20 protein-coding genes and 1 other RNA gene are annotated in these 24,183 nt (G+C 59.6%); 10 read left to right on the top strand and 11 right to left on the bottom strand.

Going from position 1 to position 24,183, the window contains the following annotated elements:
• Positions 1–47: 47 nt before the first annotated feature.
• The 5 genes from ACOWVD_RS05670 to ppsR all read right to left on the bottom strand — a co-directional run bounded on the left by ACOWVD_RS05670 (position 48) and on the right by ppsR (position 5,273).
• Complete coding sequence (locus ACOWVD_RS05670) at positions 48–2,129, bottom strand: TonB-dependent hemoglobin/transferrin/lactoferrin family receptor (RefSeq protein ID WP_049239974.1); 2,082 nt, start codon at positions 2,127–2,129, stop codon at positions 48–50.
• A 94-nt stretch (positions 2,130–2,223) separates the two neighbouring features.
• Entirely contained in the window at positions 2,224–2,406 is a 183-nt protein-coding gene (gene hemP, locus ACOWVD_RS05665) for a hemin uptake protein HemP (RefSeq protein ID WP_004931384.1), read from the bottom strand.
• A 171-nt stretch (positions 2,407–2,577) separates the two neighbouring features.
• Positions 2,578–3,063: a glutathione peroxidase gene (locus ACOWVD_RS05660; RefSeq protein ID WP_004931382.1), complete on the bottom strand. Its 486-nt coding sequence runs from the start codon at positions 3,061–3,063 to the stop codon at positions 2,578–2,580.
• A gap of 105 nt (positions 3,064–3,168) precedes the next feature.
• Complete coding sequence (locus ACOWVD_RS05655) at positions 3,169–4,215, bottom strand: 3-deoxy-7-phosphoheptulonate synthase (protein WP_004931381.1); 1,047 nt, start codon at positions 4,213–4,215, stop codon at positions 3,169–3,171.
• A 197-nt stretch (positions 4,216–4,412) separates the two neighbouring features.
• Positions 4,413–5,273 carry a posphoenolpyruvate synthetase regulatory kinase/phosphorylase PpsR gene (gene ppsR / locus ACOWVD_RS05650; protein WP_049239973.1) on the bottom strand — a complete coding sequence of 287 codons (861 nt, stop codon included), beginning with the start codon at positions 5,271–5,273 and terminating at the stop codon, positions 4,413–4,415.
• A 459-nt stretch (positions 5,274–5,732) separates the two neighbouring features.
• On the opposite strand from ppsR, the gene ppsA reads away from it, so the two are divergent.
• On the top strand, positions 5,733–8,111 hold the full coding sequence (gene ppsA, locus ACOWVD_RS05645; RefSeq protein ID WP_004931376.1) for a phosphoenolpyruvate synthase: 2,379 nt from the start codon (positions 5,733–5,735) through the stop codon (positions 8,109–8,111).
• Positions 8,112–8,220: 109 nt separating this feature from the next.
• Here the strand turns inward: ppsA and rprA are convergent.
• Positions 8,221–8,332, bottom strand: an RNA gene (rprA, locus tag ACOWVD_RS05640) — antisense sRNA RprA.
• 255 nt (positions 8,333–8,587) lie between these two features.
• Positions 8,588–9,688, bottom strand: coding sequence for an AI-2E family transporter YdiK (gene ydiK / locus ACOWVD_RS05635; protein WP_004931374.1), 1,101 nt, complete (start codon positions 9,686–9,688; stop codon positions 8,588–8,590).
• A gap of 245 nt (positions 9,689–9,933) precedes the next feature.
• Here ydiK and ACOWVD_RS05630 point away from each other — a divergent pair, with 245 nt between their 5' ends.
• Both ACOWVD_RS05630 and menI read left to right on the top strand, forming a co-directional pair.
• Positions 9,934–12,990, top strand: coding sequence for a D-2-hydroxyglutarate dehydrogenase YdiJ (locus ACOWVD_RS05630; protein ID WP_015377716.1), 3,057 nt, complete (start codon positions 9,934–9,936; stop codon positions 12,988–12,990).
• The gene (gene menI, locus ACOWVD_RS05625; RefSeq protein WP_004931370.1) at positions 12,987–13,403 is read left to right on the top strand and encodes a 1,4-dihydroxy-2-naphthoyl-CoA hydrolase; all 417 of its coding nucleotides are present in this window, start codon (positions 12,987–12,989) and stop codon (positions 13,401–13,403) included. The genes ACOWVD_RS05630 and menI overlap by 4 nt, the downstream gene beginning before the upstream one ends.
• Before the next feature lie 45 nt (positions 13,404–13,448).
• On the opposite strand, the gene ACOWVD_RS05620 is transcribed toward menI, so the two are convergent.
• Complete coding sequence (locus tag ACOWVD_RS05620) at positions 13,449–13,853, bottom strand: hypothetical protein (RefSeq protein ID WP_004931369.1); 405 nt, start codon at positions 13,851–13,853, stop codon at positions 13,449–13,451.
• Between the two features lie 526 nt (positions 13,854–14,379).
• Between ACOWVD_RS05620 and sufA the strand changes: the two genes are divergently transcribed.
• From sufA to ACOWVD_RS05585, 7 genes are all read left to right on the top strand, one after another.
• Positions 14,380–14,751, top strand: coding sequence for a Fe-S cluster assembly scaffold SufA (gene sufA, locus ACOWVD_RS05615; protein ID WP_004931368.1), 372 nt, complete (start codon positions 14,380–14,382; stop codon positions 14,749–14,751).
• A gap of 14 nt (positions 14,752–14,765) precedes the next feature.
• Positions 14,766–16,262: a Fe-S cluster assembly protein SufB gene (gene sufB, locus ACOWVD_RS05610; RefSeq protein ID WP_004931367.1), complete on the top strand. Its 1,497-nt coding sequence runs from the start codon at positions 14,766–14,768 to the stop codon at positions 16,260–16,262.
• A 43-nt stretch (positions 16,263–16,305) separates the two neighbouring features.
• Positions 16,306–17,052, top strand: a complete 747-nt coding sequence (gene sufC / locus ACOWVD_RS05605; RefSeq protein WP_015377718.1) for a Fe-S cluster assembly ATPase SufC — start codon at positions 16,306–16,308, stop codon at positions 17,050–17,052.
• Complete coding sequence (gene sufD / locus ACOWVD_RS05600) at positions 17,027–18,313, top strand: Fe-S cluster assembly protein SufD (RefSeq protein WP_004931361.1); 1,287 nt, start codon at positions 17,027–17,029, stop codon at positions 18,311–18,313. The genes sufC and sufD overlap by 26 nt, the downstream gene beginning before the upstream one ends.
• The gene (gene sufS, locus ACOWVD_RS05595; RefSeq protein ID WP_049239970.1) at positions 18,310–19,536 is read left to right on the top strand and encodes a cysteine desulfurase SufS; all 1,227 of its coding nucleotides are present in this window, start codon (positions 18,310–18,312) and stop codon (positions 19,534–19,536) included. The genes sufD and sufS overlap by 4 nt, the downstream gene beginning before the upstream one ends.
• A 36-nt stretch (positions 19,537–19,572) precedes the next feature.
• Entirely contained in the window at positions 19,573–19,989 is a 417-nt protein-coding gene (gene sufE, locus ACOWVD_RS05590; protein WP_004931358.1) for a cysteine desulfuration protein SufE, read from the top strand.
• Positions 19,990–20,285: 296 nt separating this feature from the next.
• Entirely contained in the window at positions 20,286–21,299 is a 1,014-nt protein-coding gene (locus ACOWVD_RS05585) for a L,D-transpeptidase family protein (protein WP_164095035.1), read from the top strand.
• A 143-nt stretch (positions 21,300–21,442) separates the two neighbouring features.
• Here the strand turns inward: ACOWVD_RS05585 and ACOWVD_RS05580 are convergent, their stop codons facing one another.
• The 3 genes from ACOWVD_RS05580 to ACOWVD_RS05570 all read right to left on the bottom strand — a co-directional run bounded on the left by ACOWVD_RS05580 (position 21,443) and on the right by ACOWVD_RS05570 (position 24,098).
• Positions 21,443–21,679 carry a major outer membrane lipoprotein gene (locus ACOWVD_RS05580; RefSeq protein ID WP_004931354.1) on the bottom strand — a complete coding sequence of 79 codons (237 nt, stop codon included), beginning with the start codon at positions 21,677–21,679 and terminating at the stop codon, positions 21,443–21,445.
• A 308-nt stretch (positions 21,680–21,987) separates the two neighbouring features.
• A complete protein-coding gene (gene pykF / locus ACOWVD_RS05575; protein WP_421105493.1) occupies positions 21,988–23,400 on the bottom strand; it encodes a pyruvate kinase PykF in 1,413 nt (470 codons plus the stop codon).
• Positions 23,401–23,792: 392 nt separating this feature from the next.
• Positions 23,793–24,098, bottom strand: a complete 306-nt coding sequence (locus ACOWVD_RS05570; RefSeq protein WP_049239968.1) for a cupin — start codon at positions 24,096–24,098, stop codon at positions 23,793–23,795.
• Positions 24,099–24,183: the final 85 nt, after the last annotated feature.

Below are 24,183 nucleotides of genomic sequence, written 5' to 3'. Positions count from 1 at the left end.
TAATGCGAACGGCGGACAACCGGGTTGTCCGCCAGATAGTCAAATGATTACCACTGGTAGCTGACCAGCAGTTTGGCGTTGCGGCCATCCTGCGGGATGCCCGGCGGCGAGTAATATTCTTTGTCGAAGGCGTTGCCCAGCACCACGGTTGTGGTGACGCCCTGCAGGCGGTCGCGGCCCTTATAGCTCAGATAGAAGTCGTTGACGCCGTATCCGCCTTGTTCCGAGTAGGTGGCGGGCACTCGCTTGGCGCGCTCGGCGAAGGTGGCGACCCAGCCGACGGACAGACCGGTTTCGCCCAGTGGCACGTCCAGCGAGCTGGTGACGGTATCCGGGTTGATGTCGGCCAGCCATTCACCGGTCGCTTCATTTTTGCCACGGGTGCGGTTATAGGCCAAGTCCCAGCCGAACCACGGTGTTTTATAACTGAGTGCCGCGTCCCATCCCCAGATCTTGGCGCGATCGACGTTGGTTGAAAATGTGGTGCAGCTGATGCAGTAAGGCCCGCGTGGCCCACGTCCTATCTCCATGGTGTAATCGGGAGTGATGTAATCCTTAGCCTTGGTATCGAAGTAGCTGGCTTTGAACTGCAGGCTATCATCGGCCAGCATCAAATCATCGAAACGCAGACCAAATCCGTACTCTTGGGTTTCGTTGGTTTCTGGTTTCAAATTTGGGTTAGGCACCCAATAGTTGGTGAGGGTGGTAGGCCCCATGGGTATCGAAAAGTGTTTGGAGTCGTTGTACATCTCACCCATCGTCGGCGCGCGGAACGCCTGAGAGTAGGAGCCGAACAGCATCAACCAATCGGTGGGGGTAATGCTGACTGCGCCGCGTGACGACCACTTGTCAGCATTGACATCGGCATAACCGTCGCTTGAACCTTTGTAATTGTCATAGCGGGTGCCGGCGAGCAGCGTGATGGGCAGATCGCGCAGCGTAATTTCATCCTGCAGCCAGCCGGAGGCGAAGTTGATCTTGGCTTGCGGGAAGCTGGTGGTGGCGCCTCCCGGCTGCTGTTTCTGTTCATAGACCTCGGAGCCGTAGGTCAGCAGGTGTGACGCAAAGCTGTCGGCGAACAGGCGCGTGCGATTTTCCAGCTTGCCGCCGTTGGTGGTCTGCTTGCGGAATTCGTCGGTCGCGCCGACGTTGTGCGCATTGATTTTGACTTCCGAGGTGTACAGCTTGACGGTGGCGTCCAGCCAATCCTGGCCGACCGGCTTGAGCTTATAGCTCAGAGCAGCGTCGCGCTGAATGGTGGAACGGTTGGTCTTCGGGTTGCTGCTCGAGCTGTCCGGCGTCTGCGGGTTTTTCGGCTCTTGGGCGTCGTTGTTGTAATAACGCAGATCGCCGCTCAGAGACTGATTGTCGTCGATCTTCCAGGTGCCTTTGGCCAGCACGTTGCTGATGGTTTCGTCGTTAGGCGCATCGAAACCGTTGCCCTGACGCAGATTGCCGACGTCGCGAGTGCCGAACGACAGCAGGCCGTCGAGGTTATCGGTCTTGCCGTAGGCGCTGGCACCCATGCCCATACTGTGATCGCCGCTACCGGCAGTGCCGTAGACGCGGAACCCGCTATCGCGGCCCGGCAGCAGCAGATCGGCGGCATCGACGGTCTCGTAGGCGATGACGCCGCCCAGCGCGCCGCTGCCGTACAGCAGCGCAGAAGGGCCGCGCACGATTTCAATGCGCTTGACCAGCGCCGGATCGAGGAAGGTGCCGCCGATGTGGCCGGTATCGGTCCCCTGGCGAATGCCGTCGACCAGCGTCAGCACGCCGTTCTTGCCATAGCCGCGCATCGTCACATCCTGGCCGTTGCTGCGCCCGGTGCCGTTGACGGTGATGCCCGGCACGCGCCGCAGCATATCGGCGGCGGAGGTGGCGGTCTGGCTTTCCGGCGAATTGCCTTCGATGACCGTGACCATCATCGGCGCTTCAAAGCTGCTGCGTTGGTTGCCGGTGGCGACCACGGTCATGGTCTCGTCGGCGGCTTTGGCTTTTTTCGCCTGCGCCGCGTTGGAAGGGGATGTTGTGCTGGTGTTTTGTGCCAAGGCCACCGTAGGCAGAGCGCAGGCAATCGCCAGACTCAAAGCGGAAAAACGCAGCCGGGTGGAAAATGTCAGAGGCATGGTGCAACTCTCCGTATGTAATAAAACATATCAATAGATTTGCTGGCTGCCTGGATCAAACGATCGGGGTGGCTGGCGTTTGAGGATTCTGTGGTTATTTGGTCAGGATCAATTTCCCGGCTTTGGTCTGCCGCAGTTGATAGCGCTGGCCCTGATGGGTAATGAACGCGATGCCGTCGGCGCCGAGCAGCTGTGCACTGTCGTAGCTGGGCGGCGCGTTTGCGCTGTGCTCGTTCGGGGCCGCGGCGGCGGGGGTTGGCGTGTTGGCAGTATCCATCATCATTGTGCTTAAAAAACAGACCATTAAATGGTAATTAATATCAAACTGAGAATCATTATCATGTGAAGGAAAGGTTACATCAAGGAAAATTTTCTTACCGATGGAACCTTTTTGTCGAACGGGCATCCGGCGGCGGGCCGAGCGCACTCGGCCCGTAAAAAAGGGGCGTTATTTCAGCAGGGTTTCGATACGGTCGAACAGACGCTCGGGTTTGGTGATCGGCGCAAAACGCGTCACGCGCTGGCCGTCGGCGGTGAGCAGGAACTTGGTGAAGTTCCATTTGATGCGGTGGCTGCCGAGAATGCCGGGCGCCAGGCGTTTCAGCTCATTGAACAGCGGGTGCGCGCCGGGGCCGTTAACGTCGATCTTGCTGAACAGCGGGAAACTGACGCCGTAGTTAAGGCTGCAAAAATTGGCGATCTCCAGCGGGCTGCCCGGTTCCTGAGAACCAAACTGGTTGCAGGGGAAGCCGAGCACCATCAGGCCACGTTCGCGATAGTATTGCCACAGATTTTCCAGCCCGCGATATTGCGGGGTGAAGCCGCACTTGCTGGCGGTGTTGACGACCAGGTAAGCGCGCGCCGGGAAATCGCCCAGCGTTTTTTGCTCGCCCTGCAGCGTGACGCAGGGAATGGATAACAGAGAGTGAATCATGCCGGGGCTCCCAGTGCATTTCGGCGGGTGCTAAAGCGTTGCAATCAGTATAGATGAGCAGGGCGGGATGAATAAAGCCGGGGCAAGGCCCCGGCCTGTGCTGCGTCAGAAACGGCTATCGACCGCATCCGCCAGCATCGCCAGCAGCTGTTCGCTGTCGGACCAGCTCAGGCAAGGATCGGTGATCGACTGGCCATAGGTCAGCGGCTGGCCGGCGACGATCTTCTGCGTGCCTTCCACCAGGAAGCTTTCGGCCATCACGCCGGTGATGGCGGCGGAGCCGGCGCGGATCTGCTGGCAGACGTTGTCGGCCACTTCCAACTGGCGGCGATGCATTTTCTGACAGTTGCCGTGGCTGAAGTCGATCACCAGGTGCTCCGGCAGATCGAACTCGCGCAGGCTGTCACAGGCGGCGGCGATATCGCTGGCGTGGTAGTTCGGCGTCTTGCCGCCGCGCATGATGATGTGGCCGTACGGGTTGCCGCTGGTCTGGTAGATGGTCATCTGGCCATGTTTGTCCGGCGACAGGAACATGTGCCCGGCGCGCGCCGCGCGAATGGCGTCGATGGCGATGCGGGTATTGCCGTCGGTGCCGTTTTTGAAGCCGACCGGGCAGGAGAGCGCCGAGGCCATTTCACGGTGGATCTGGCTTTCGGTGGTGCGCGCGCCGATGGCGCCCCAGCTGATCAGGTCGGCGATATATTGGCCAACCACCATGTCCAGGAATTCGGTGGCGGTCGGCAGGCCGAGCTGGTTCACTTCCAGCAGCAGGCGGCGCGCCATTTCGATGCCGCGGTTCACCTGGAAGGTGCCGTCCAGCGCCGGATCGGAGATCAGGCCTTTCCAGCCGACGACGGTGCGCGGTTTTTCGAAATAGGTGCGCATCACGATCTCCAGGCGGTCCTGGTAACGTTCGCGCAGGGCGTTCAACCGGCCGGCGTAATCGACGGCGGCGTCGAGATCGTGAATGGAGCAGGGGCCGATCACCACCAGCAGGCGGCGGTCTTCGCCGGTGAGGATTTTTTCAATGCGTTTGCGTGACGCTGTCACGTTATCGGCGACGGCCGCCGAGATCGGCAGCTTGTCCGCCAACGCTTGCGGCGTGACGAGGCTGTCGATGCGCGCGGTCCGCAGTTCATCTGTTTTGTGCATGTTGTTCCCTGGAAACTGTTCTTCTCTGCGGCAGGAGTGCCGGGAAGTGATGGCGATCACAATAACGCAAAAAGCGCTGAATTCAACCGTAGAGATTGCGTTCTGTTGATCAAAGCCGCGAAAAAAAGCACAAAAAAATCAGCTGCTGCTGAAATAAACGGCAGGCGGCGGGGCGCGACGGCCCCGCGAGGAAAAGATCAGAACATGCGGCGGCTCATGCCAAGGATGTCGAGGATTTTGGTGGAGATCTCTTCGACCGAATAGTTGGTGGTATTGAGATAGCGGATCTGGTTTTTGCGGAACAGCGCCTCGACCTCGGCGATCTCCATGCGGCACTGGCGCAATGAGGCGTAGCGGCTGTTTTCGCGCCGTTCTTCGCGGATCGCCGCCAGGCGCTCCGGATCGATGGTCAGGCCGAATAATTTATGCTGAAACGGTTTCAGCGAGGCCGGCAGGTGCAAATTGTCCATATCGTCGGCGATAAACGGGTAGTTGGCGGCGCGGATGCCGAACTGCATCGCCAGATAAAGGCTGGTGGGGGTTTTGCCGCAGCGCGACACGCCGAGCAGGATCACCTGCGCCTGATCGAGGTTGCGCAGCGAAATGCCGTCGTCATGCGCCAGGGTATAGTCGATGGCGGCAATGCGCGCGTCGTACTTGCCGAGGTTGCTGGCGGTCAGGCCGTGGGTGCGGTTCGGCACCGGCGTCGGCTCCACCTCCAGCTCACCCTGCAGCGGGCCGACCAGCGCCTGCACGATATCCTGACAGAAGCCTTGGCTCTGAACGATCACGTCGCGCACTTCCGGCGAGATGATGGAGTAAAACACCAGCGGCCGTACACCGGTTTCATTATAGATATCATCGATTTGTTGGCGAACTGCGCGTGCGCGCGCCTCGGTTTCGACAAACGGCAAGGTGTACGTGGTCGCCGTGACCGGGAACTGCGACAGCACCGCGTGCCCCAGCACTTCGGCGGTGATCGCCGTACCATCCGAAATATAAAAAACGCTTCTTTCCACCCGAGGCTCCTTACCTGAAAACGGTGTTCCTGCTGTCATCACTGCCAATATCATGAGCCGCAGACGATCCGCGGGTAAAGGGGAGAGGGAAAAAATTGTGACGGCGGAGCGGTAAAGCGTCTTGCGGCGGCGCACGAAGAAAAGCGCGCTTTGGCGGCGGTAGAAATCGCGGCGCAGCGACGCTGTTCGAGCCGAAACGTAAATTTGTCGCTATTTTCACCAAAAACGATAGCGTTTGCGTGGTCATTAAAACAGAATTTTAAAAAGAGCGTAATTTGTTGAGAACTAAGCTTTTCGTGCGATTGGGAACGGTTCCCAGGCAAATCAGCCGGTTAGGACATTCTCTTAAAAACCACTTTCTTCAGTGGGTTGATCGATTCACCTTTCCATTTTCCCCGGATCAGTGTGCTAGTCTGATTCGGCTCCGTGTTAGCGGTGCCGTAAAGCAAGCGAATTAAATCCGTCTTTACCCTACTGATAGCAATAAGGATTGTCTCGATGTCCAACAATGGCCCAGACTTGCGTAATGTGCTTTGGTACAACCAGCTTGGCATGCACGACGTTGACCGTGTCGGCGGCAAAAATGCCTCCCTCGGTGAAATGATCACCAATCTTTCCGATTTGGGCGTGGCCGTGCCTAACGGTTTTGCCACCACCGCACAGGCGTTTAACGATTTTCTCGAACAAAGCGGTGTTAACCAGCGCATCTATCAGTTACTGGATCAGACTGACGTTGACGACGTTGCCCAACTGGCCAAGGCCGGCGCCCAGATCCGCCAATGGGTGATCGACACGCCGTTCCACGCCGAGTTCGAGCGTGAAATTCATCAGGCTTACCAACAGCTCGCCGACGGCGAACCGGAAGCTTCCTTTGCGGTGCGCTCCTCGGCCACGGCGGAAGACATGCCGGACGCCTCCTTTGCCGGTCAGCAGGAAACCTTCCTCAACGTGCAGGGCATCGACGCCGTAATGGTGGCGATCAAGCACGTGTTCGCGTCGCTGTTCAACGATCGCGCCATCTCTTATCGCGTGCACCAGGGCTACGATCACCGCGGCGTGGCGTTGTCGGCCGGCGTACAGCGCATGGTGCGTTCGGATCTGGCCTCCTCGGGCGTGATGTTCACCATCGACACCGAGTCCGGCTTTGATCAGGTGGTCTTCATCACCTCCGCTTTCGGCTTGGGTGAAATGGTGGTGCAGGGCGCGGTGAACCCGGATGAGTTCTACGTGCACAAACCGACGCTGCAAAACGGCAAGCCGGCGATCGTGCGCCGTAACCTGGGTTCGAAAAAGATCCGCATGGTATACGCGCCGTCGCAGGATCACGGCAAGCAGGTGCGCATCGAAGACGTGCCGGAAGCGCAGCGCAGCCGTTTCTCGCTGACGGATGAAGAAGTGCAGGCGCTGGCGCAGCAGGCGATCCTGATCGAAAAACATTACGGCCGCCCGATGGATATCGAGTGGGCGAAAGACGGCCATACCGGCAAGCTGCTGATCGTGCAGGCGCGCCCGGAGACCGTACGCTCCAACGAGCAGACCATGGAACGCTACCAGCTGAACGGCACCAGCCCGGTGCTGGTGGAAGGCCGCGCCATCGGCCACCGCATCGGCGCCGGTCCGGTGAAAGTGATCCACGACATCAGCGAAATGGATCGCATCCAGCCGGGCGACGTGCTGGTGACCGACATGACCGACCCGGACTGGGAGCCGATCATGAAGAAGGCCGCCGCGATCGTCACCAACCGCGGCGGGCGCACCTGTCACGCGGCGATCATCGCCCGTGAGCTGGGCATTCCGGCGGTGGTGGGCTGTGGCCACGCCACTGACGTGCTGAAAGACGGCCAGAAAGTCACCGTCTCCTGCGCGGAAGGCGACACCGGCTTCGTTTACAGCGACATGCTGGACTTCAGCGTGCAGAGCTCCGAAGTGACCGAGCTGCCGGATCTGCCGCTGAAGATCATGATGAACGTCGGCAACCCGGATCGCGCTTTCGACTTCGCGCGTTTGCCGAACGAAGGCGTGGGCCTGGCTCGGCTGGAATTTATCATCAACCGCATGATCGGCGTGCACCCGCGCGCGCTGCTGGAGTTCGACCAGCAGACGCCGGCGCTGCAAAATGAAATTCGCGCGCTGATGCAGGGTTACGATCACCCGGTCGAGTTCTACGTCGGTCGCCTGACCGAAGGCATCGCGACGTTGGGCGCCGCCTTCTGGCCGAAGCGCGTGATCGTGCGTCTGTCCGACTTCAAATCCAACGAGTACGCCAACCTGGTGGGCGGCGACAAGTATGAACCGCACGAAGAGAACCCGATGTTGGGCTTCCGCGGCGCCGGCCGTTACGTGGCCGACAGTTTCCGCGATTGCTTCGCGCTGGAGTGCGAGGCGGTGAAACGCGTGCGTAACGATATGGGGCTGACCAACGTCGAAATCATGGTGCCGTTCGTGCGCACCGTGGCGCAGGCGGAAGCGGTGGTGGCCGAGTTGGCGCGTCAGGGGCTGAAACGCGGCGAAAACGGGTTGAAAGTGATCATGATGTGCGAAATCCCGTCCAATGCGCTGTTGGCGGATCAGTTCCTCGAGCACTTCGACGGCTTCTCCATCGGCTCCAACGACATGACTCAGCTGGCGCTGGGGCTGGATCGCGATTCCGGCGTAGTGTCGGAACTGTTCGACGAGCGCAACGAGGCGGTGAAAGCGCTGCTGTCGATGGCGATTCAGGCGGCCAAGCGCCACGGCAAATACGTCGGCATTTGCGGCCAGGGCCCGTCTGACCATGAAGACTTCGCCGAGTGGCTGATGGAGCAGGGCATCGACAGCCTGTCGCTTAACCCGGACACTGTGGTGCAGACCTGGATCAATTTGTCGAAAAAGAAATAATGTCTCGGCCTCACTGAGGCATTAACGCCGGGCCGCAGTTAACGCTGCGGCCTTTTTATTTCCGAATGTAAATAACGGCGCGTAAAATAATCAATTCGACGAAAAAAGAATAAAAAAAAGCCCACCGTAGGAGATGGGCAAAGACTACACACAGCAATTCACATGTATGGCATTACATTGTTCAGAAAGGTTGCTTTAAAATCAGTGATTTGAAGCAATAGATGGCCATAATACTAGATTTTTGAACGCGACTAGTCATTAAGAATCATCCTAATCGATAGCGGCATCACATTTTATTTGCGGGAGTTATCTCTTTTTTCCGTTTGCAACAAACAGGGATTTACATTGCACCTTTCATTCGCCGTACCGTAATCAATATAGGGCGGCATTATATTGGGCGGAGATATTACTCGAATGAGGTAGGAATAATGACGGGCGTGAAAAGTTCCGCCCGACGGTGCGGGCGGAAGGGGGAATTAGCGTTTTTCCAGCTCGTCGATGACTTGCTCCGGCGCGGAGGTCGGCTCCGGCGCTTCATCCATCCAGGCGGTCAGCAGGCGATAAGACACCGCCAACACCACCGGGCCGATGAACAGGCCAATCATGCCGAAGGCCAGCAAACCGCCGATAACGCCGGACAGGATCAGCAGCAGCGGCAGATCGGCGCCCATGCGGATCAGCACCGGGCGCAGCACGTTATCCAGCGTGGCCACCACGCAGCTCCAGACCAGCAGCACGGTGCCCCAGGTGGTGTCGCCGTGCCAGTACAGCCAGATGATGGCCGGCACCAGCACCAACAGCGGCCCCAATTGCGCCACACAGCAGATGAAGATCAGCATCGTCAGCAGAGTGGCGGCAGGAATGCCGCTTACCGCCAGACCGATGCCGCCCAGCACCGACTGCACCAACGCCGTCACCACCACGCCCAGCGCGACGGCGCGAATTGCCTGGCCGCCCAGCAGCACCGCCGCATCGCCGCGCGCGGAACCGAGGCGCACCGCAAAGTGGCGGATACCCAGCGCCACCTGTTCGCCGCGCGCGTACAACAAGGCGCTGAACAGCAGCATCAGCGCGCAGTGCAGCAGCAGACGGCCGATATGCGCCGCCTGCGCCACGAACCAGGTGGCGGTTTGGCCAAAGTACGGCTGCACCTTCGCCAGCAGCGCGGCGCCGCCGGCGTTAACCAGCGTGTGGTAGCTGGTATAGAGTTTGTCGCCGATCATCGGCACGGACTGCAGCCAGGCGAGATCGGGAATATGCAGTTTGCCCGGCGAACTGGCCCAGGCGATCAGCGGCGCGCTGTTATCCACCACGCTGCTGATCAGCAGTGAGATAGGCAGAATGAACAGCAGGATCAGCAGCAGGGTCATGACCAACACCGCCAGCGAACGGCGGCCCCACAGCAGCTTTTGCAGTTTGAGCAGCAGCGGCCAGGTGGCGATCACCACCATGCCCGCCCAGGCGAAGCCGAGAATAAACGGTTGGATCACCCAAAAACAGGCGACGATCATGATGGCGATAAACAGCACGCCGAAAATAATTCGCGGTAAGTCGTAACGCGATTGCGGGAGTGGCATCAGTGGGTTCTCATCCTGGTCAATTAAATCCCTGGCACCGGCGAATCGGGGTGCCTGTCGGTCGGTTTCTCACCGCCGGGCGGCCGCCTGTGGCGGCGCTCGCAGGGCGGTAATAATGTGAATGCCTTCACTAAACGAGTATGTTAGTTTTTAGTGTCACTAAAAAATAGGGTGGGTCTGAATTAAAGGCCCGATTCAGCGTACATCAGCGCATAAAAAATAGACGGACAGGGTCAAAAAAGCGAATGATCCCACAGATTTCTCAGGCGCCCGGCCTGGTTCAACGGGTGCTCGACTTTTTGGAAGCACTGAAGCAAAACGGATTCAACGGCGATACCGCCACCAGCTATGCCGACCGGCTGACGATGGCCACCGACAACAGTATCTATCAGCTGCTGCCCGATGCGGTGGTGTTCCCCCGTTCCACCGCCGACGTGGCGCTGATCGCCCGTCTGGCCGGAGAAGAGCGCTTCAATACGCTGACCTTCAGCCCGCGCGGCGGCGGCACCGGCACCAACGGCCAGTCGCTCAATACCGGCATCGTGGTCGATATGTCGCGCCATATGAACCGCATTCTGGAGATCAACGTCGAACAGGGCTGGGTGAAAGTCGAAGCCGGGGTGATCAAGGATCAGTTGAATCAATACCTGCGGCCGTTCGGCTACTTCTTCTCGCCGGAACTGTCCACCAGCAACCGCGCCACGCTGGGGGGAATGATCAACACCGATGCCTCCGGCCAGGGCTCGCTGGTGTACGGCAAAACCTCCGATCACGTGTTGGGGCTGCGGGCGGTGCTGCTGGGCGGTGAGATGATCGATACCCGCGCCATGCCGACGGCGCTGGCGGAAACGATTGCTCTGGAAGAGACCGCCGAAGGGCGCATCTACCGCACGGTGCTCAACCGCTGCCGCGAGCAGCGCGCGCTGATCCTGGAGAAATTCCCCAAGCTCAACCGCTTCCTCACCGGTTACGATCTGCGCCACGTGCTGAGCGACGATCTGCAAACCTTCGATTTGACGCGTATTCTGACCGGCGCCGAGGGCACGCTGGCGTTTATCACCGAGGCGCGGCTGGACATCACGCCGCTGCCGAAAGTGCGCCGCCTGGTCAACGTGAAGTACGATTCCTTCGACTCGGCGCTGCGCAATGCGCCCTTTATGGTCGAGGCCAAGGCGCTGTCGGTGGAAACCATCGATTCCAAGGTGCTGAACCTGGCGCGTGAAGACATCGTTTGGCACTCGGTGAACGAACTGATCGCCGACGTGCCGGATAAAGAGATGCTCGGGCTGAACATCGTCGAGTTCGCCGGCGACGATCGGGCGCTGATCGACGGCCAGATGGAGGCCCTGTGCCAACGGCTGGACGAATTGATCGCGCAGCGGCAGGGCGGCGTGATCGGGTACCAGATCTGCGGCGATCTGGCGGGCATCGAGCGCATTTACAACATGCGCAAGAAGGCGGTCGGGCTGCTGGGCAACGCCAAAGGGCGCGCCAAGCCGATTCCGTTCGCCGAGGACACCTGTGTGCCGCCGCAACATCTGGCGGACTATATCGTCGAATTTCGGCAACTGCTCGATGACCACAATCTGAGCTATGGCATGTTTGGCCACGTCGACGCCGGGGTGCTGCACGTGCGCCCGGCGCTCGACATGTGCGACCCGCAGCAGGAAGTGCTGATGAAGCAGATCTCCGATCGGGTGGTGGCGCTGACCGCCAAATACGGCGGCCTGCTGTGGGGGGAGCACGGCAAGGGGTTCCGCGCGGAATACAGCCCTGAATTCTTCGGAGAAACGCTGTATGAAGAGCTGCGCCGCATCAAGGCGGCGTTCGATCCGGATAACCGCCTGAACCCAGGCAAGATCTGTTCGCCGCTGGCGGTGGATGCGCCGATGATGCAGGTGGACGCGGTCAAACGCGGCACCTTCGATCGCCAGATCCCGGTCGAGGTGCGCACCTCGTTCCGCGGCGCGCTGGAGTGTAACGGCAACGGCCTGTGCTTCAACTTCGACGTGCGCAGCCCGATGTGCCCGTCGATGAAGATCAGCGGCAACCGCATTCATTCGCCGAAAGGGCGGGCGACGCTGGTGCGCGAGTGGCTGCGTCTGTTGGCCGAGCAGGGGGTCGATCCGCTGGCGCTGGAGAAGCAGCTGCCGCAGCAGCGCCTCAGCTTGCGCGGCCTGATCGAGAAAACCCGCAACAGCTGGCACGCCGGCAAGGGTGAGTATGACTTCTCGCATGAAGTGAAAGAGGCGATGTCCGGCTGCCTGGCCTGTAAGGCCTGTTCAACCCAGTGTCCCATCAAGATTGACGTGCCGGGATTCCGTTCGCGCTTCCTGCAGCTTTACCACACTCGCTATCTGCGCCCGGTAAGCGACTACATGGTCGCCGGCGTGGAGAGCTATACCCCGTTGATGGCCCGCGCGCCGAAGGTGTTCAACTTCTTCTTCCGCCAGCCGTGGCTGCGGGAGATGAGCCGCAACGCCATCGGCATGGTCGATCTGCCGCTGTTGTCCAGCCCGACGCTGCGTCAGCAGCTGTCCGGCCACCGCGCGACCACGCTGACGCTGGAGCAGTTGGAAGGGCTGAGCGCCGAGCAGCGCGCAGAACACGTGTTGATCGTCCAGGATCCGTTCACCAGCTATTACGACGCCAAAGTGGTGGCGGACTTTGTCCGGCTGGTGGAGAAGCTCGGCTATAAACCGGTGCTGCTGCCGTTCTCGCCGAACGGCAAGGCGCAGCATGTGAAGGGCTTCCTGACGCGGTTCGCCCGCACCGCGCGCAAAACCGCCGATTTCCTCAACCGCGTGGCGCAGCTAGGCATGCCGCTGGTGGGCGTCGATCCGGCGCTGGTGCTGTGCTACCGCGACGAATACCGCGAGATCCTCGGCGCCGAGCGCGGCGATTTCCAGGTGCAGCTGGTGCATGAATGGCTGCAGCAGCGGATCGCGGATCGCGCCGAACAGCCGGCGACCGGCGAGCCGTGGTATCTGTTCGGCCACTGCACCGAAACCACCGCGTTGCCGGCCAGCGGCCAACAGTGGGCGGCGATCTTCGCCCGCTTCGGCGCCAAACTGGAGAGCGTCAGCGTCGGTTGCTGCGGCATGGCGGGCACTTACGGCCATGAAGCCAGGAACCTGCAAAACTCGCTCGGCATTTATGAGCTATCATGGCATCCGACGCTACAGCGTTTGCCGCGGCAGCGCTGCCTGGCGACCGGCTATTCCTGCCGCAGCCAGGTGAAACGCATCGAGGGCAATGGCGTGCGCCACCCATTACAGGCACTTCTGGAGATGATTGAGTGAAATTGTGGAAACGTGAAACATCGCTGGAGCAGCTGAACCGCGCCGGCGACGGCTGCATGGTCAGCCATGTGGGCATCGAGTTTACCCAACTGGGCGAGGATTTCCTCGAGGCCACCATGCCGGTCGATAGCCGTACCCGGCAGCCGTTCGGGCTGTTGCACGGCGGGGCGTCGGTGGTGCTGGCGGAATCGATGGGATCGATGGCCGGCTACCTGTGCAGTGAGGGCGAGCAGAAAGTGGTGGGGCTGGAGATCAACGCCAACCACCTGCGCGCGGTGTTCGATGGCCAGGTGCGCGGGGTGTGCCGCGCACTGCACGTCGGCCGTCGCCATCAGGTGTGGCAAATCGAGATCTTCGACGCGCGCGATCGGTTGTGCTGCACCTCGCGTCTGACCACGGCGGTCATCGACTGATCCCCGCCGCTTTCCGCAGGCGATCGGCCTGCGGAGCCTTTCGCTTTACAGCTGAAACGGCACGCGTTTGACGAAGTCCTTCTGAAACGCGTTCGCCTTCTCCCAGGTGCCTTCCATCGCATATTTTTGGCAGATCAGCGTCAGCGTATGGCGGGCGAAGTGGTAGCTTTGCACCCGAAACAGCTGGCAACGCTGTGGGTTGTTGATCTCGACGATCAGCCGGTTGTGCAGCTTGCTGAGCGCGTGCAGGTAGCTGTCGTCGTCGCCGTTCTCCAGACACAAATTGGCCATGGTCAGGCTGACGCTGTTGTACCGCTTCAGGTGGTCGATATTGCATTCCGGGCGCCGTAGCGCCGCTTCGGCCATGTAAAAGTCCACCGTGGCGTCGCGCACGCTGAATTTGTAGTCATCAATCTTGCCCAGCAACCATGCGTTGATCGAAAGAGTCATTGGCTTCGCGCTCAAATTCAAATTGAATGATAATCATTATCATATAAACTGCCGCGCTGCCGATCAATCCCCGGCGTGGCGTTTTTTCATCGCGCGGGGTGTAAAAGGCCGCCGACGACCCAACTTGATGCTGAGCGACTAAACTTTAACCTGAGGGCGCGCGCTTGCGCTGCGCCACGAAATGCCGATAAACGCACATTTACGACAGACAGAATGCAGAAATAGGTATTTTCTATGAATGTTTAGATCGGCAACGTACCGCGGCGCTGTAACGCTGACGGGCCACCGGGGAGTGCGGTACGGTGATGCAGGATAAAGAATAAATTCATAGGGATAGCATGCACACCTTGCCGCCAGACGCCGCAAGCCGCCACGGATGTCCCGCTGGCTTGCCGCACGCCGCAGCGAAAAACCGCGCTTGCGGCGGATACCCCCGCAAAACAAACGGTTGAAGTGATAATCGTTATCACTAACATATAAGCAACCCAGATTGGCTGTGGCCAAACACGAGTGTGAGGTAGACCCTATGCAAACGGAGAATGTCGGCACTTTTTCTCTGGATGAAAATGTCTGGCAAGGCATTTCGCTCAGCGACAGCGCCGTACGACAAATAACCAAACTGATGCAGCAGGATCCGCAGGTGAAAGGGCTGCAGCTAGGGGTGAAACAATCCGGCTGCGCCGGCTTTGCCTATGTGCTGGATCTGACCCGCGAACCCGCCGATGACGATCTGCTGTTTGAGCGCGACGGCGCCAAACTCTATGTGCCGCTGAAGGCCATGCCGTTCATCGATGGCACCACGGTAGATTACGTCCGCGAAGGGCTGAATCAGATATTCAAATTCAACAACCCTAAAGCTCAGCATGCCTGCGGGTGCGGCGAGAGCTTTGGCGTTTGAGCGATGCAATCAACATGACACGAAGCAATGTAGAAATGCCTAATGAAGTGCAGGCTTGGGTCAGCGAAGGTCGCTACAAAGAAGGTTTCTTCACCCAGCTGGCAACCGATGAGTTGGCCAAGGGCATCAACGAAGAGGTGGTGCGCGCCATCTCGGCCAAGCGCAACGAACCCGAGTGGATGCTGGAATTCCGCCTTGAGGCTTATCGCGCCTGGCTGCAGATGGAAGAGCCGCACTGGCTGAAGGCCAATTACGAACGCCTGAACTACCAGGACTACAGTTACTATTCGGCGCCGTCCTGCGGCAGCTGCGACGATGCATGCGGTTCGCAACCCGGCGCCGAGCAGCAACCGGGCGCGGCGACGGAAAAAGATTACCTGACCAGCGAAGTGGAGCTGGCGTTCAACCAGCTCGGCGTGCCGGTGCGCGAGGGCAGCGAGGTGGCGGTGGACGCCATCTTCGACTCGGTCTCGGTCGCCACCACCTACCGTGAAAAACTGGCGGAGAGCGGGGTGATCTTCTGTTCGTTCGGCGAAGCGATCCAGGAATACCCGGATCTGGTGCGTCAATACCTGGGGCGCGTGGTGCCGTCCAACGATAACTTCTTCGCTGCGCTGAACGCCGCGGTGGCCTCCGACGGCACCTTCGTCTATGTGCCGAAAGGCGTGCGCTGCCCGATGGAGCTGTCGACCTACTTCCGCATCAACGCCGCCAAAACCGGCCAGTTCGAGCGCACCATCCTGATCGCCGACGAAGGCAGCTACGTCAGCTATATCGAAGGCTGTTCCGCCCCGGTGCGCGACAGCTACCAACTGCATGCGGCGGTGGTGGAAGTGATCCTGCATAAAGACGCCGAAGTGAAATACTCGACGGTGCAGAACTGGTTCTCCGGCGGCGAGAGCAAGGGCGGTATCCTCAACTTCGTCACCAAACGCGCGCTGTGCGAAGGCGCCGGTTCGAAAATGTCCTGGACCCAGTCGGAAACCGGCTCGGCCATCACCTGGAAATACCCGAGCGTGATTTTGCAGGGCGACAACTCGATCGGCGAATTCTTCTCGGTGGCGCTGACCAGCGGCCATCAGCAGGCGGATACCGGCACCAAGATGATCCACATCGGCAAAAACACCAGGTCGACCATCATCGCCAAAGGCATCTCCGCCGGCCACAGCGAGAACACCTATCGCGGCCTGGTGAAAATCCTGCCGGGGGCGGAAAACGCCCGTAATTTTACCCAGTGCGACTCGATGCTGATCGGGCCGGACAGCGGTGCCCACACGTTCCCTTACGTTGAAGCGCGCAACAACAGCGCTCAGCTGGAGCACGAAGCCACTACCTCGAAGATCGGCGATGACCAGCTGTTCTACTGCCTGCAGCGCGGCATCAGCGAGGATGACGCCATTTCGATGATCGTCAACGGTTTCTGCAAGGACGTTTTCTCCGAGCTGCCGCTGGAGTTCGCCGTCGAGGCGCAAAAACTCCTGGCCATCAGCCTGGAACACAGCGTGGGTTAATCGCCGCATTTTTAGCGCCGTCGGCGCTATCTGAGGACACAGCATGTTAAGCATCAAGAATTTGAAAGTCAGCGTGGAAGGCAACGAGATCCTCAAGGGATTGGATCTGGAGATCAAACCGGGCGAAGTGCACGCCATCATGGGGCCGAACGGCTCGGGCAAGAGCACGCTGTCCGCCACGCTGGCCGGGCGTGAAGAGTACGAAGTGACCGAAGGGGAAGTCACCTTCAAGGGCAAGGATCTGCTGGAGCTGGATCCGGAAGATCGCGCCGGCGAGGGCGTGTTCCTGGCCTTCCAATACCCGGTGGAGATCCCCGGCGTCAGCAACCACTTCTTCCTGCAGACGTCGGTCAACGCGGTGCGCAAATACCGCGACCAGGAGCCGCTGGATCGCTTTGACTTCGCCGATTTCATCGAAGAGAAAATCGCGCTGCTGGACATGCCGGCCGATCTGCTGACCCGTTCGGTCAACGTCGGCTTCTCCGGCGGCGAGAAAAAACGCAACGACATTCTGCAGATGGCGGCGCTGGAGCCGGATCTGTGCATTCTCGATGAAACCGATTCGGGCCTGGACATCGATGCGCTCAAAATCGTCGCCAACGGCGTCAACTCGCTGCGGGACGGCAAGCGCGCCTTTATCATCGTCACCCACTATCAGCGCATTCTGGACTACATCCAGCCGGATTACGTACACGTGCTGTCCCAGGGGCGCATCGTCAAATCCGGCGATTTCTCGCTGGTGAAACAGTTGGAGGAGCAGGGCTATGGCTGGCTTACCGACCAACAGTAATTCAAACGCGCTGCAGCAGCTGTATCGCCTGTTCGAAGGGCGCGGCGGCGAGCGTTCGCCGCATGCGCTGGCGCACTGGCAGCAGGCGCTGCGCCTCGGCTGGCCGACGCGCAAACATGAAAACTGGAAATACACGCCGCTGGAGAGCCTGCTGGAGCAGCAATTCCTCGAGCCGCAGCCCGCCCCGGTGAGCGCAGAGCAGCTCGATGCGCTGGCGCTCGGCATCGATGCCTGTCGGCTGGTGTTTATCGACGGCCGCTACAGCGCCGCGCTGAGCGATGGCGACCTGGGCGACTACCAGTTCGAGTTGACCGCCTATGGCACGCCGCAGGCGTTGCCGGAGCCGATCCAGCCGGAGATTTTTCTGCACCTGACCGAAAGCCTGGCGCAGGAAACCAGCCTGATTCGCTTGCCGGCCGGCAAGATCCCTGCACGCCCGCTGTATCTGCTGCACATCAGCAGCGGACGCGGCGCCGCCGGGGAAGTGAACACCGTGCATCACCGCCATCATCTGGAGATCGGGCGCGGGGCTGAGGCGGAAGTGATCGAGCACTACGTCAGCCTGGGCGAGGCCGCACACTTTACCGGCGCGCGCCTGACCGCCAATGTGGCGGACAACGCCGGGCTGCTGCACTGCAAGCTGGCGTTTGAGAGCCAGCCAAGCTACCACTTTGCCCACAACGATCTGGTTATCGGCCGCGACGCGCGGGTGAAAAGCGACAGCTTCCTGCTGGGCGCCGGCCTGACGCGGCACAACACCAGCGCGCAGTTGAACGGCGAAGGCGCGAATCTGGTGATCAACAGCCTGGTGCTGCCGGTGGGCAAAGAGATTTGCGACACCCGCACCTATCTGGAGCACAACAAGGGCTATTGCGAAAGCCGCCAGCTGCATAAAACCGTGGTCAGCGATCGCGGCAAGGCGGTGTTCAACGGCATGATCAAAGTGGCCAAGCACGCGATCAAAACCGACGGCCAGATGACCAACCATAACCTGCTGTTGGGCAAGGTGGCGGAAGTGGATACCAAGCCGCAGCTGGAGATCTACGCAGACGACGTCAAGTGCAGCCACGGCGCCACCGTGGGGCGCATCGATGAAGAGCAGCTGTTCTATCTGCAGTCGCGCGGCATCGACAAGCACGCGGCGCAGCAGATGATCATCTTCGCCTTCGCCGCCGAGCTGACCGAAGGCATCGCCAACGACACCATCCGGGAACGGGTGCTGGCGCGCATCGCCCAGCGCCTGCCGGGGGAGGCTGCATGAGTTATCCGATTGAACGCGTGCGCGGCGATTTCCCGCTGTTGGCGCGTGAGGTGAACGGCCAACCGCTGGCCTATCTCGACAGCGCCGCCAGCGCGCAGAAACCGCAGGCGGTGATCGACCGCGAGCTGGATTTCTACCGCCACGGGTATGCGGCGGTGCATCGCGGTATCCACACCCTGAGCGCCGAGGCGACTCAGCAGATGGAAGCGGTGCGGGAACAGGCGGCGCGCTTTATCAATGCCGCCTCGGCGGAAGAGATGGTGTTCGTCAAGGGCACCACCGAAGGCATCAATCTGGTGGCCAACAGCTTTGGCCGCCACCTGCTGCAGCCGGGCGATGCGATTCTCATCACCGAGATGGAGCACCACGCCAACATCGTGCCGTGGCAGATGCTGGCGCAGGAGCGCGGGTTGCAGCTGCGGGTGTGGCCGCTGCAGCCGGACGGTACGCTGGATCTGGCGCGGTTGCCGGAACTGGTCGACGCGTCCTGTAAACTGCTGGCGCTGACCGAGGTCTCCAACGTGCTGGGCACCGTCAACCCGGTGCGTGAGATCATCGCCCGCGCCAGAACCCTGTCACCGGATCTGACGGTGCTGGTGGACGGCGCGCAGGCGGTGATGCACCAGCGCGTCGATGTCCAGGCGCTGGACTGCGATTTCTACGTGTTTTCCGGCCATAAGCTGTATGGCCCTTCCGGCATCGGCATGCTGTATGGCCGCCAGGCGTTGTTGCAGCAGATGCCGCCGTGGGAAGGGGGCGGCTCGATGATCCGGCAGGTCAGCCTGACGGCGGGCACCACCTTCGCCGATCCGCCGTGGCGCTTCGAGGCCGGTTCGCCGAACACCGCCGGCATCATGGGGCTGGGCGCGGCGTTTGATTACGTCGAAGCCTTGAGCCTGAATGCGATCCACGATTATGAACAGTCGCTGATGCATTACGCGCTCGAGGCGCTCAAGCAGGTGCCGACGCTGAAAATCTATGGTCCGGCGCATCGCGCCGGGGTGATCGCCTTCAATCTGGGAGAGCACCACGCCTATGACGTCGGCAGCTTCCTCGACCAGTACGGTATCGCCATTCGCACCGGCCATCACTGCGCGATGCCCCTGATGGCGTTTTATCAGGTGCCGAGCATGTGCCGTGCTTCGCTGGCGTTATATAATACCCGCGAAGAGGTGGACCGGCTGGTGGCCGGGCTGCAACGCATTCATCAGTTATTAGGTTAGGCCGGGGCGCGTCCCCGGCGGTACAAAAGGATCCCCATGGCGAATTTGCCGGACAAAGATAAATTGGTGCGTAATTTCTCCCGCTGTCTGAACTGGGAGGAGAAATACCTGTACGTGATTGAACTCGGCGCTAAATTGCCGCCGCTGGACGAGGCGGAGCGGCAGGCCGGCAACCTGATCTCCGGCTGTCAGAGCCAGGTGTGGATCGTGATGCGCCGCGATGAGCAGGGGCAGGTCGAGTTTCACGGCGACAGCGACGCGGCGATCGTCAAAGGGTTGCTGGCGGTGGTGTTCATTCTTTATCGCCAATTGACGCCGCAGCAGATCGTCGATCTCGATGTGCGGCCGTTTTTCACCGAGCTGGCGCTCAGCCAACATCTGACGCCTTCGCGCTCGCAGGGGCTGGAGGCGATGATCCGCGCCATTCGCAGTAAAGCGGCGCAGCTGGCCTGATCCATAACGCCTTCATCCTCAAGACTCATTGATACCTGTGCTTTGTCAATGAGTCTTTACAATTCACGATTTTCCTCCGGGCAACGCGCCCAATTCAGTGATATTTCAGCAGCTTAACTGTTGACGTTTCGTTGACAATCAATGACGGCGATTACGTTATAACGTGTTGATTTTTAGAGGACTTATTGCCTTTGATACCAGCGTTGCTAGTATTAATCAGGTATTGTCTGATTTACCCACCACCTGGCGCTCGTTAGCCTTGTGGGCGAACCGTCATAAAAAATATAGGGATGATAATGAAACGTGCGTTGAGTTTAATGGGCATGGTCTTCGCCACCGTATTGGCCGGCACGCAGGCCGCCAGTGCGACCGAGTACCCGCTGCCGCCGCCGGACAGCCGTCTGATCGGCGAAAACACCACTTATACCGTGCCAAACGACGGCCGCCCGCTGGAAGCCATCGCCGCTGACTACAAGATCGGCCTGCTGGGCATGCTGGAAGCCAACCCCGGCACGGATCCGTTCCTGCCCAAGCCGGGTACGGTGCTGACCATTCCGACCCAAATGCTGCTGCCTGACACCAAGCGTGAAGGGATCATCGTCAACCTGGCCGAGCTGCGCCTTTATTACTACCCGAAAGGCGAGAACAAAGTGATCGTCTATCCGATCGGCATCGGCCAGACCGGGATGCACACGCCGCTGGAGGTGACCTCCATCAGCCAGAAGATCCCTAACCCGACCTGGACGCCCACCGCCAACATCCGCAAGCGCTATCAATCCCAGGGCGTGACGCTGCCTGCGGTGGTGCCGGCCGGCCCTGAGAACCCGATGGGGCTGTTCGCCCTGCGTCTGGCGATGGGGCGCGGTGAATACCTGATCCACGGCACCAACGCCAACTTCGGCATCGGCATGCGCGTCAGCTCCGGCTGCATTCGTCTGCGTCCGACGGATATCGAGGCGCTGTTCAACATGGTGCCGCGCGGCACGCGAGTGCAGGTGATCAACGATCCGGTGAAGGTTTCGGTCGAGCCGGACGGCAAACGCTATGTTGAAGTGCACCAGCCGCTGTCGCGGGTGGAAAGCGACGATCCGCAGACCATGCCGATCGCGTTGTCTAAAGCGGAGAAAGCCTTTGCGGCCGATGGTCAGACCGATCGCGCCGTGTTCGATAGCGCGGTTGTACGCCGTTCTGGCATGCCGGTGCTGGTCAACGTAGGGGAGAGTCCGTCGGCGGTGAGTTTGACGCCTGCAGCGGCTCCTGCGGCGAATAAGAGCCCATTCAAGGCAGCGCCAATCAGTTCGGTGAACTAAGTTTGCAGGATTGAGCGGTCGAAGAGGGGTTCAGCGTGCTGAACCTCTTTTTTTTTGCTTGCGGTGCAGGAAACACCTAGGCTGACGAACAGACAAAAAAAAACGGCGCACAATGTGCGCCGTTTTCAATAACCAAAGCTATCTTACTTTTTGTAAGCGTGAGCTTGGTTGTCCAGACGCTGGTTAGCGCGTGCTGCGTCGTCTTTAGCAGCTTGAACGTCAGAACGCATTGCGTTCACGTCGTTGCTCAGCTGATCAACTTTAGCGTTCAGAGTCTGAACGTCAGAAGACAGTTGATCGATTTTAGCGTTGCTAGAGCAGCCAGCCAGCAGAGTGGAACCCAGGATTACCGCGCCCAGTACCAGTTTAGTACGATTCATTATAACACCCTCTAGATTGAGTTAATCTCCATGTAGCGTTACAAGTATTACACAAACTTTTTTCGAAAGAGAATAATTTTTTAGTGTTGAGGTGCTTTATTTTGATCGTTCGCTCAAACTTGCATCTGGTTTTACAAATTAGTTAAAAAAACGAGGGAAAACAGCCGGCTTCCATGGGACTACTCCGATTCTTTATTAGCTAAATAATGAGCGGATCGCGGTTGCGTTTTGAGTAAAATAGTTTACTGCTGATAAAAAAAACGCCGCAAAGCGGCGTTTTGAGCAAGACAATTATGTCACGTTTTATATTACAGCACGTGCACCGAGGCCGTGTTGGTGGTGCCGCTCGGCACCAGCGCGCCGGAGACCATCACCACGACGTCGCCTTTCTGCGCCAGGCCGCTGGCCAGGGCGGCTTCTTTACCGATGCGGTAGAAGTCGTCGGTGGAGGCGATTTCCTTGACCATCTGCGGGATGACGCCCTTGCTCAGCACCAGCTGATGCGCGGTAGTCTCATTGGTGGTCAGCGCCAGGATCACCGCGTTCGGGAAGTATTTACGCACGGATTTTGCCGACTTGCCGCCGCTGGTGGCGACCACGATCAGCGGCGCGTCCAGTTTCTCGGCGGTTTCAACCGCGCCGCGGCACACCGCTTCGGTGATGCGCAGCTTGCGACGATCGTTCAGGGTGTCGATACGGCTTGGCATCACGCGATCGGTACGCTCGCAGATGGTCGCCATGATGTTGACCGCTTCCAGCGGGTATTTGCCCTTGGCGCTCTCGCCGGACAGCATGACGGCATCGGTGCCGTCCAGGATGGCGTTGGCAACGTCGCCGGCTTCCGCGCGGGTAGGGCGCGGGTTTTTGATCATGGAATCGAGCATCTGGGTGGCGGTGATGACCACTTTACGCGCGCGGTTGCATTTCTCGATCATCATCTTCTGGGCGAAGATCACTTCTTCTACCGGGATCTCGACGCCCAGATCGCCACGGGCAACCATGATGCCGTCGGACGCTTCGAGGACTTCGTCGAAGTTGTTCAGGCCTTCCTGGTTTTCAATCTTGGAGATGATCTGGATCTGCTCGCCGCCGTGGGCTTTCAGGTGCTCGCGGATCTCCAGCACGTCGGAGCGTTTACGGATGAAGGACGCCGCCACGAAGTCGACGCCTTGCTCGCAGCCGAAGATCAGGTCGCGTTTGTCTTTCTCGGCCAGCGCAGGCAGCTGGATGGACACGCCCGGCAGGTTAACGCCTTTGTTCTCGCCCAGGTCGCCGTTGTTCAGCACCTTACAGATGACTTCGTTCTCGGTCACGTTGGTGACTTCCATGCCGATCAGGCCGTCGTCAACCAGCACGGTGTTGCCGATCTTCAGGTCGGCGGCGAAGCCGGCGTAGGTGACCGCCACGCGCTCGCTGTTGCCGATCACGCTCTGGTCAGTGGTGAAGGTGAAGGTTTGGCCGGCGACCAGCGAGGCGTCTTTGCCGCCTTCCAGTTTCATGGTGCGAATTTCCGGGCCTTTGGTATCCAGCAGGATGCCGGCGTTGATACCGGTTTTCGCCATCACGGCGCGCATGTTCTTGATGCGGTTGCCGTGCTCTTCATAGTCGCCGTGAGAGAAGTTGAGACGCATCACGTTCATGCCCGCATTGAGCAGGTTGGTCAGCATTTCTTCCGATTCGGTTTTTGGACCGATGGTACAAACAATTTTGGTCTTTTTCATGGCGGAGTTTTCTACAAGTTGTGATGGATAAAAAACGAATTTGACCGGCGCGGTTTACGCCGGTAGGGAATTTGGGCCGTGCCTGGTGGTGAAAAACATAGTTAAGGATAGGTGACGACAGTTGAAGTGGGGCGGAAAAATTCAGCCCGCGCGGGGGCGCGGGGATGCTGCGCAACGGGGTAAGATCACATCGTGTTGTTATTGCGTTTTCGCAGATCAAGGGCTGAAACCATTCAACTGATAGACGTTGCGCATTATAAAGGCTAAGCGGCGGGAAACAAAATAAAAAACCGCGGCGGTGCGGCGGATAGAGCAAAACGGGGGTAAATGTGGCGCAAATGCAACGCGTTGCGGGCAGCTTGTTGCGCAAATAACCTTTCTGTAAATGCGGTTTAACGCGTTTGGGGAATTTCCAGCAGCGTGCCGGCGCTCAGGCAGAAGCAGCCGCTGGCGACGTTGGCCGGCAGGGTAAGGCTCTCGCCGGCACGTACTATCCGGGTGTTGCCGCCGAGGGTGAACTCGAATTCGCCGGATATCACCCGGGTTTGCAGCGCGTGCGCGGGCTTTTGCAGCTGGCCGAAGGCGCCGGCCTCGAAACGCACTTCCGCCGCCGGCGAACCGTCGCTCATCACGCCTTCACGGCGGGCAAGGCCATTGTCGAGCGGCAAAAAGGCGGTTTTGGCGGTGAAGGTGGTCATGTGGCGTTCCTGATGGCTGATGGCGGTAGTTCGGCGCAATCGACATGAAAAATCGAACGGTCGGGCAGAGACGATACAACGGGAA

It is taken from the genome of Serratia sp. SA088, assembly GCF_049065515.1.
GTDB lineage: Bacteria > Pseudomonadota > Gammaproteobacteria > Enterobacterales > Enterobacteriaceae > Serratia > Serratia nematodiphila.
The sequence above is the reverse complement of the archived record's forward strand: the minus strand, read 5'-3'. Positions and strand labels throughout refer to the sequence as shown.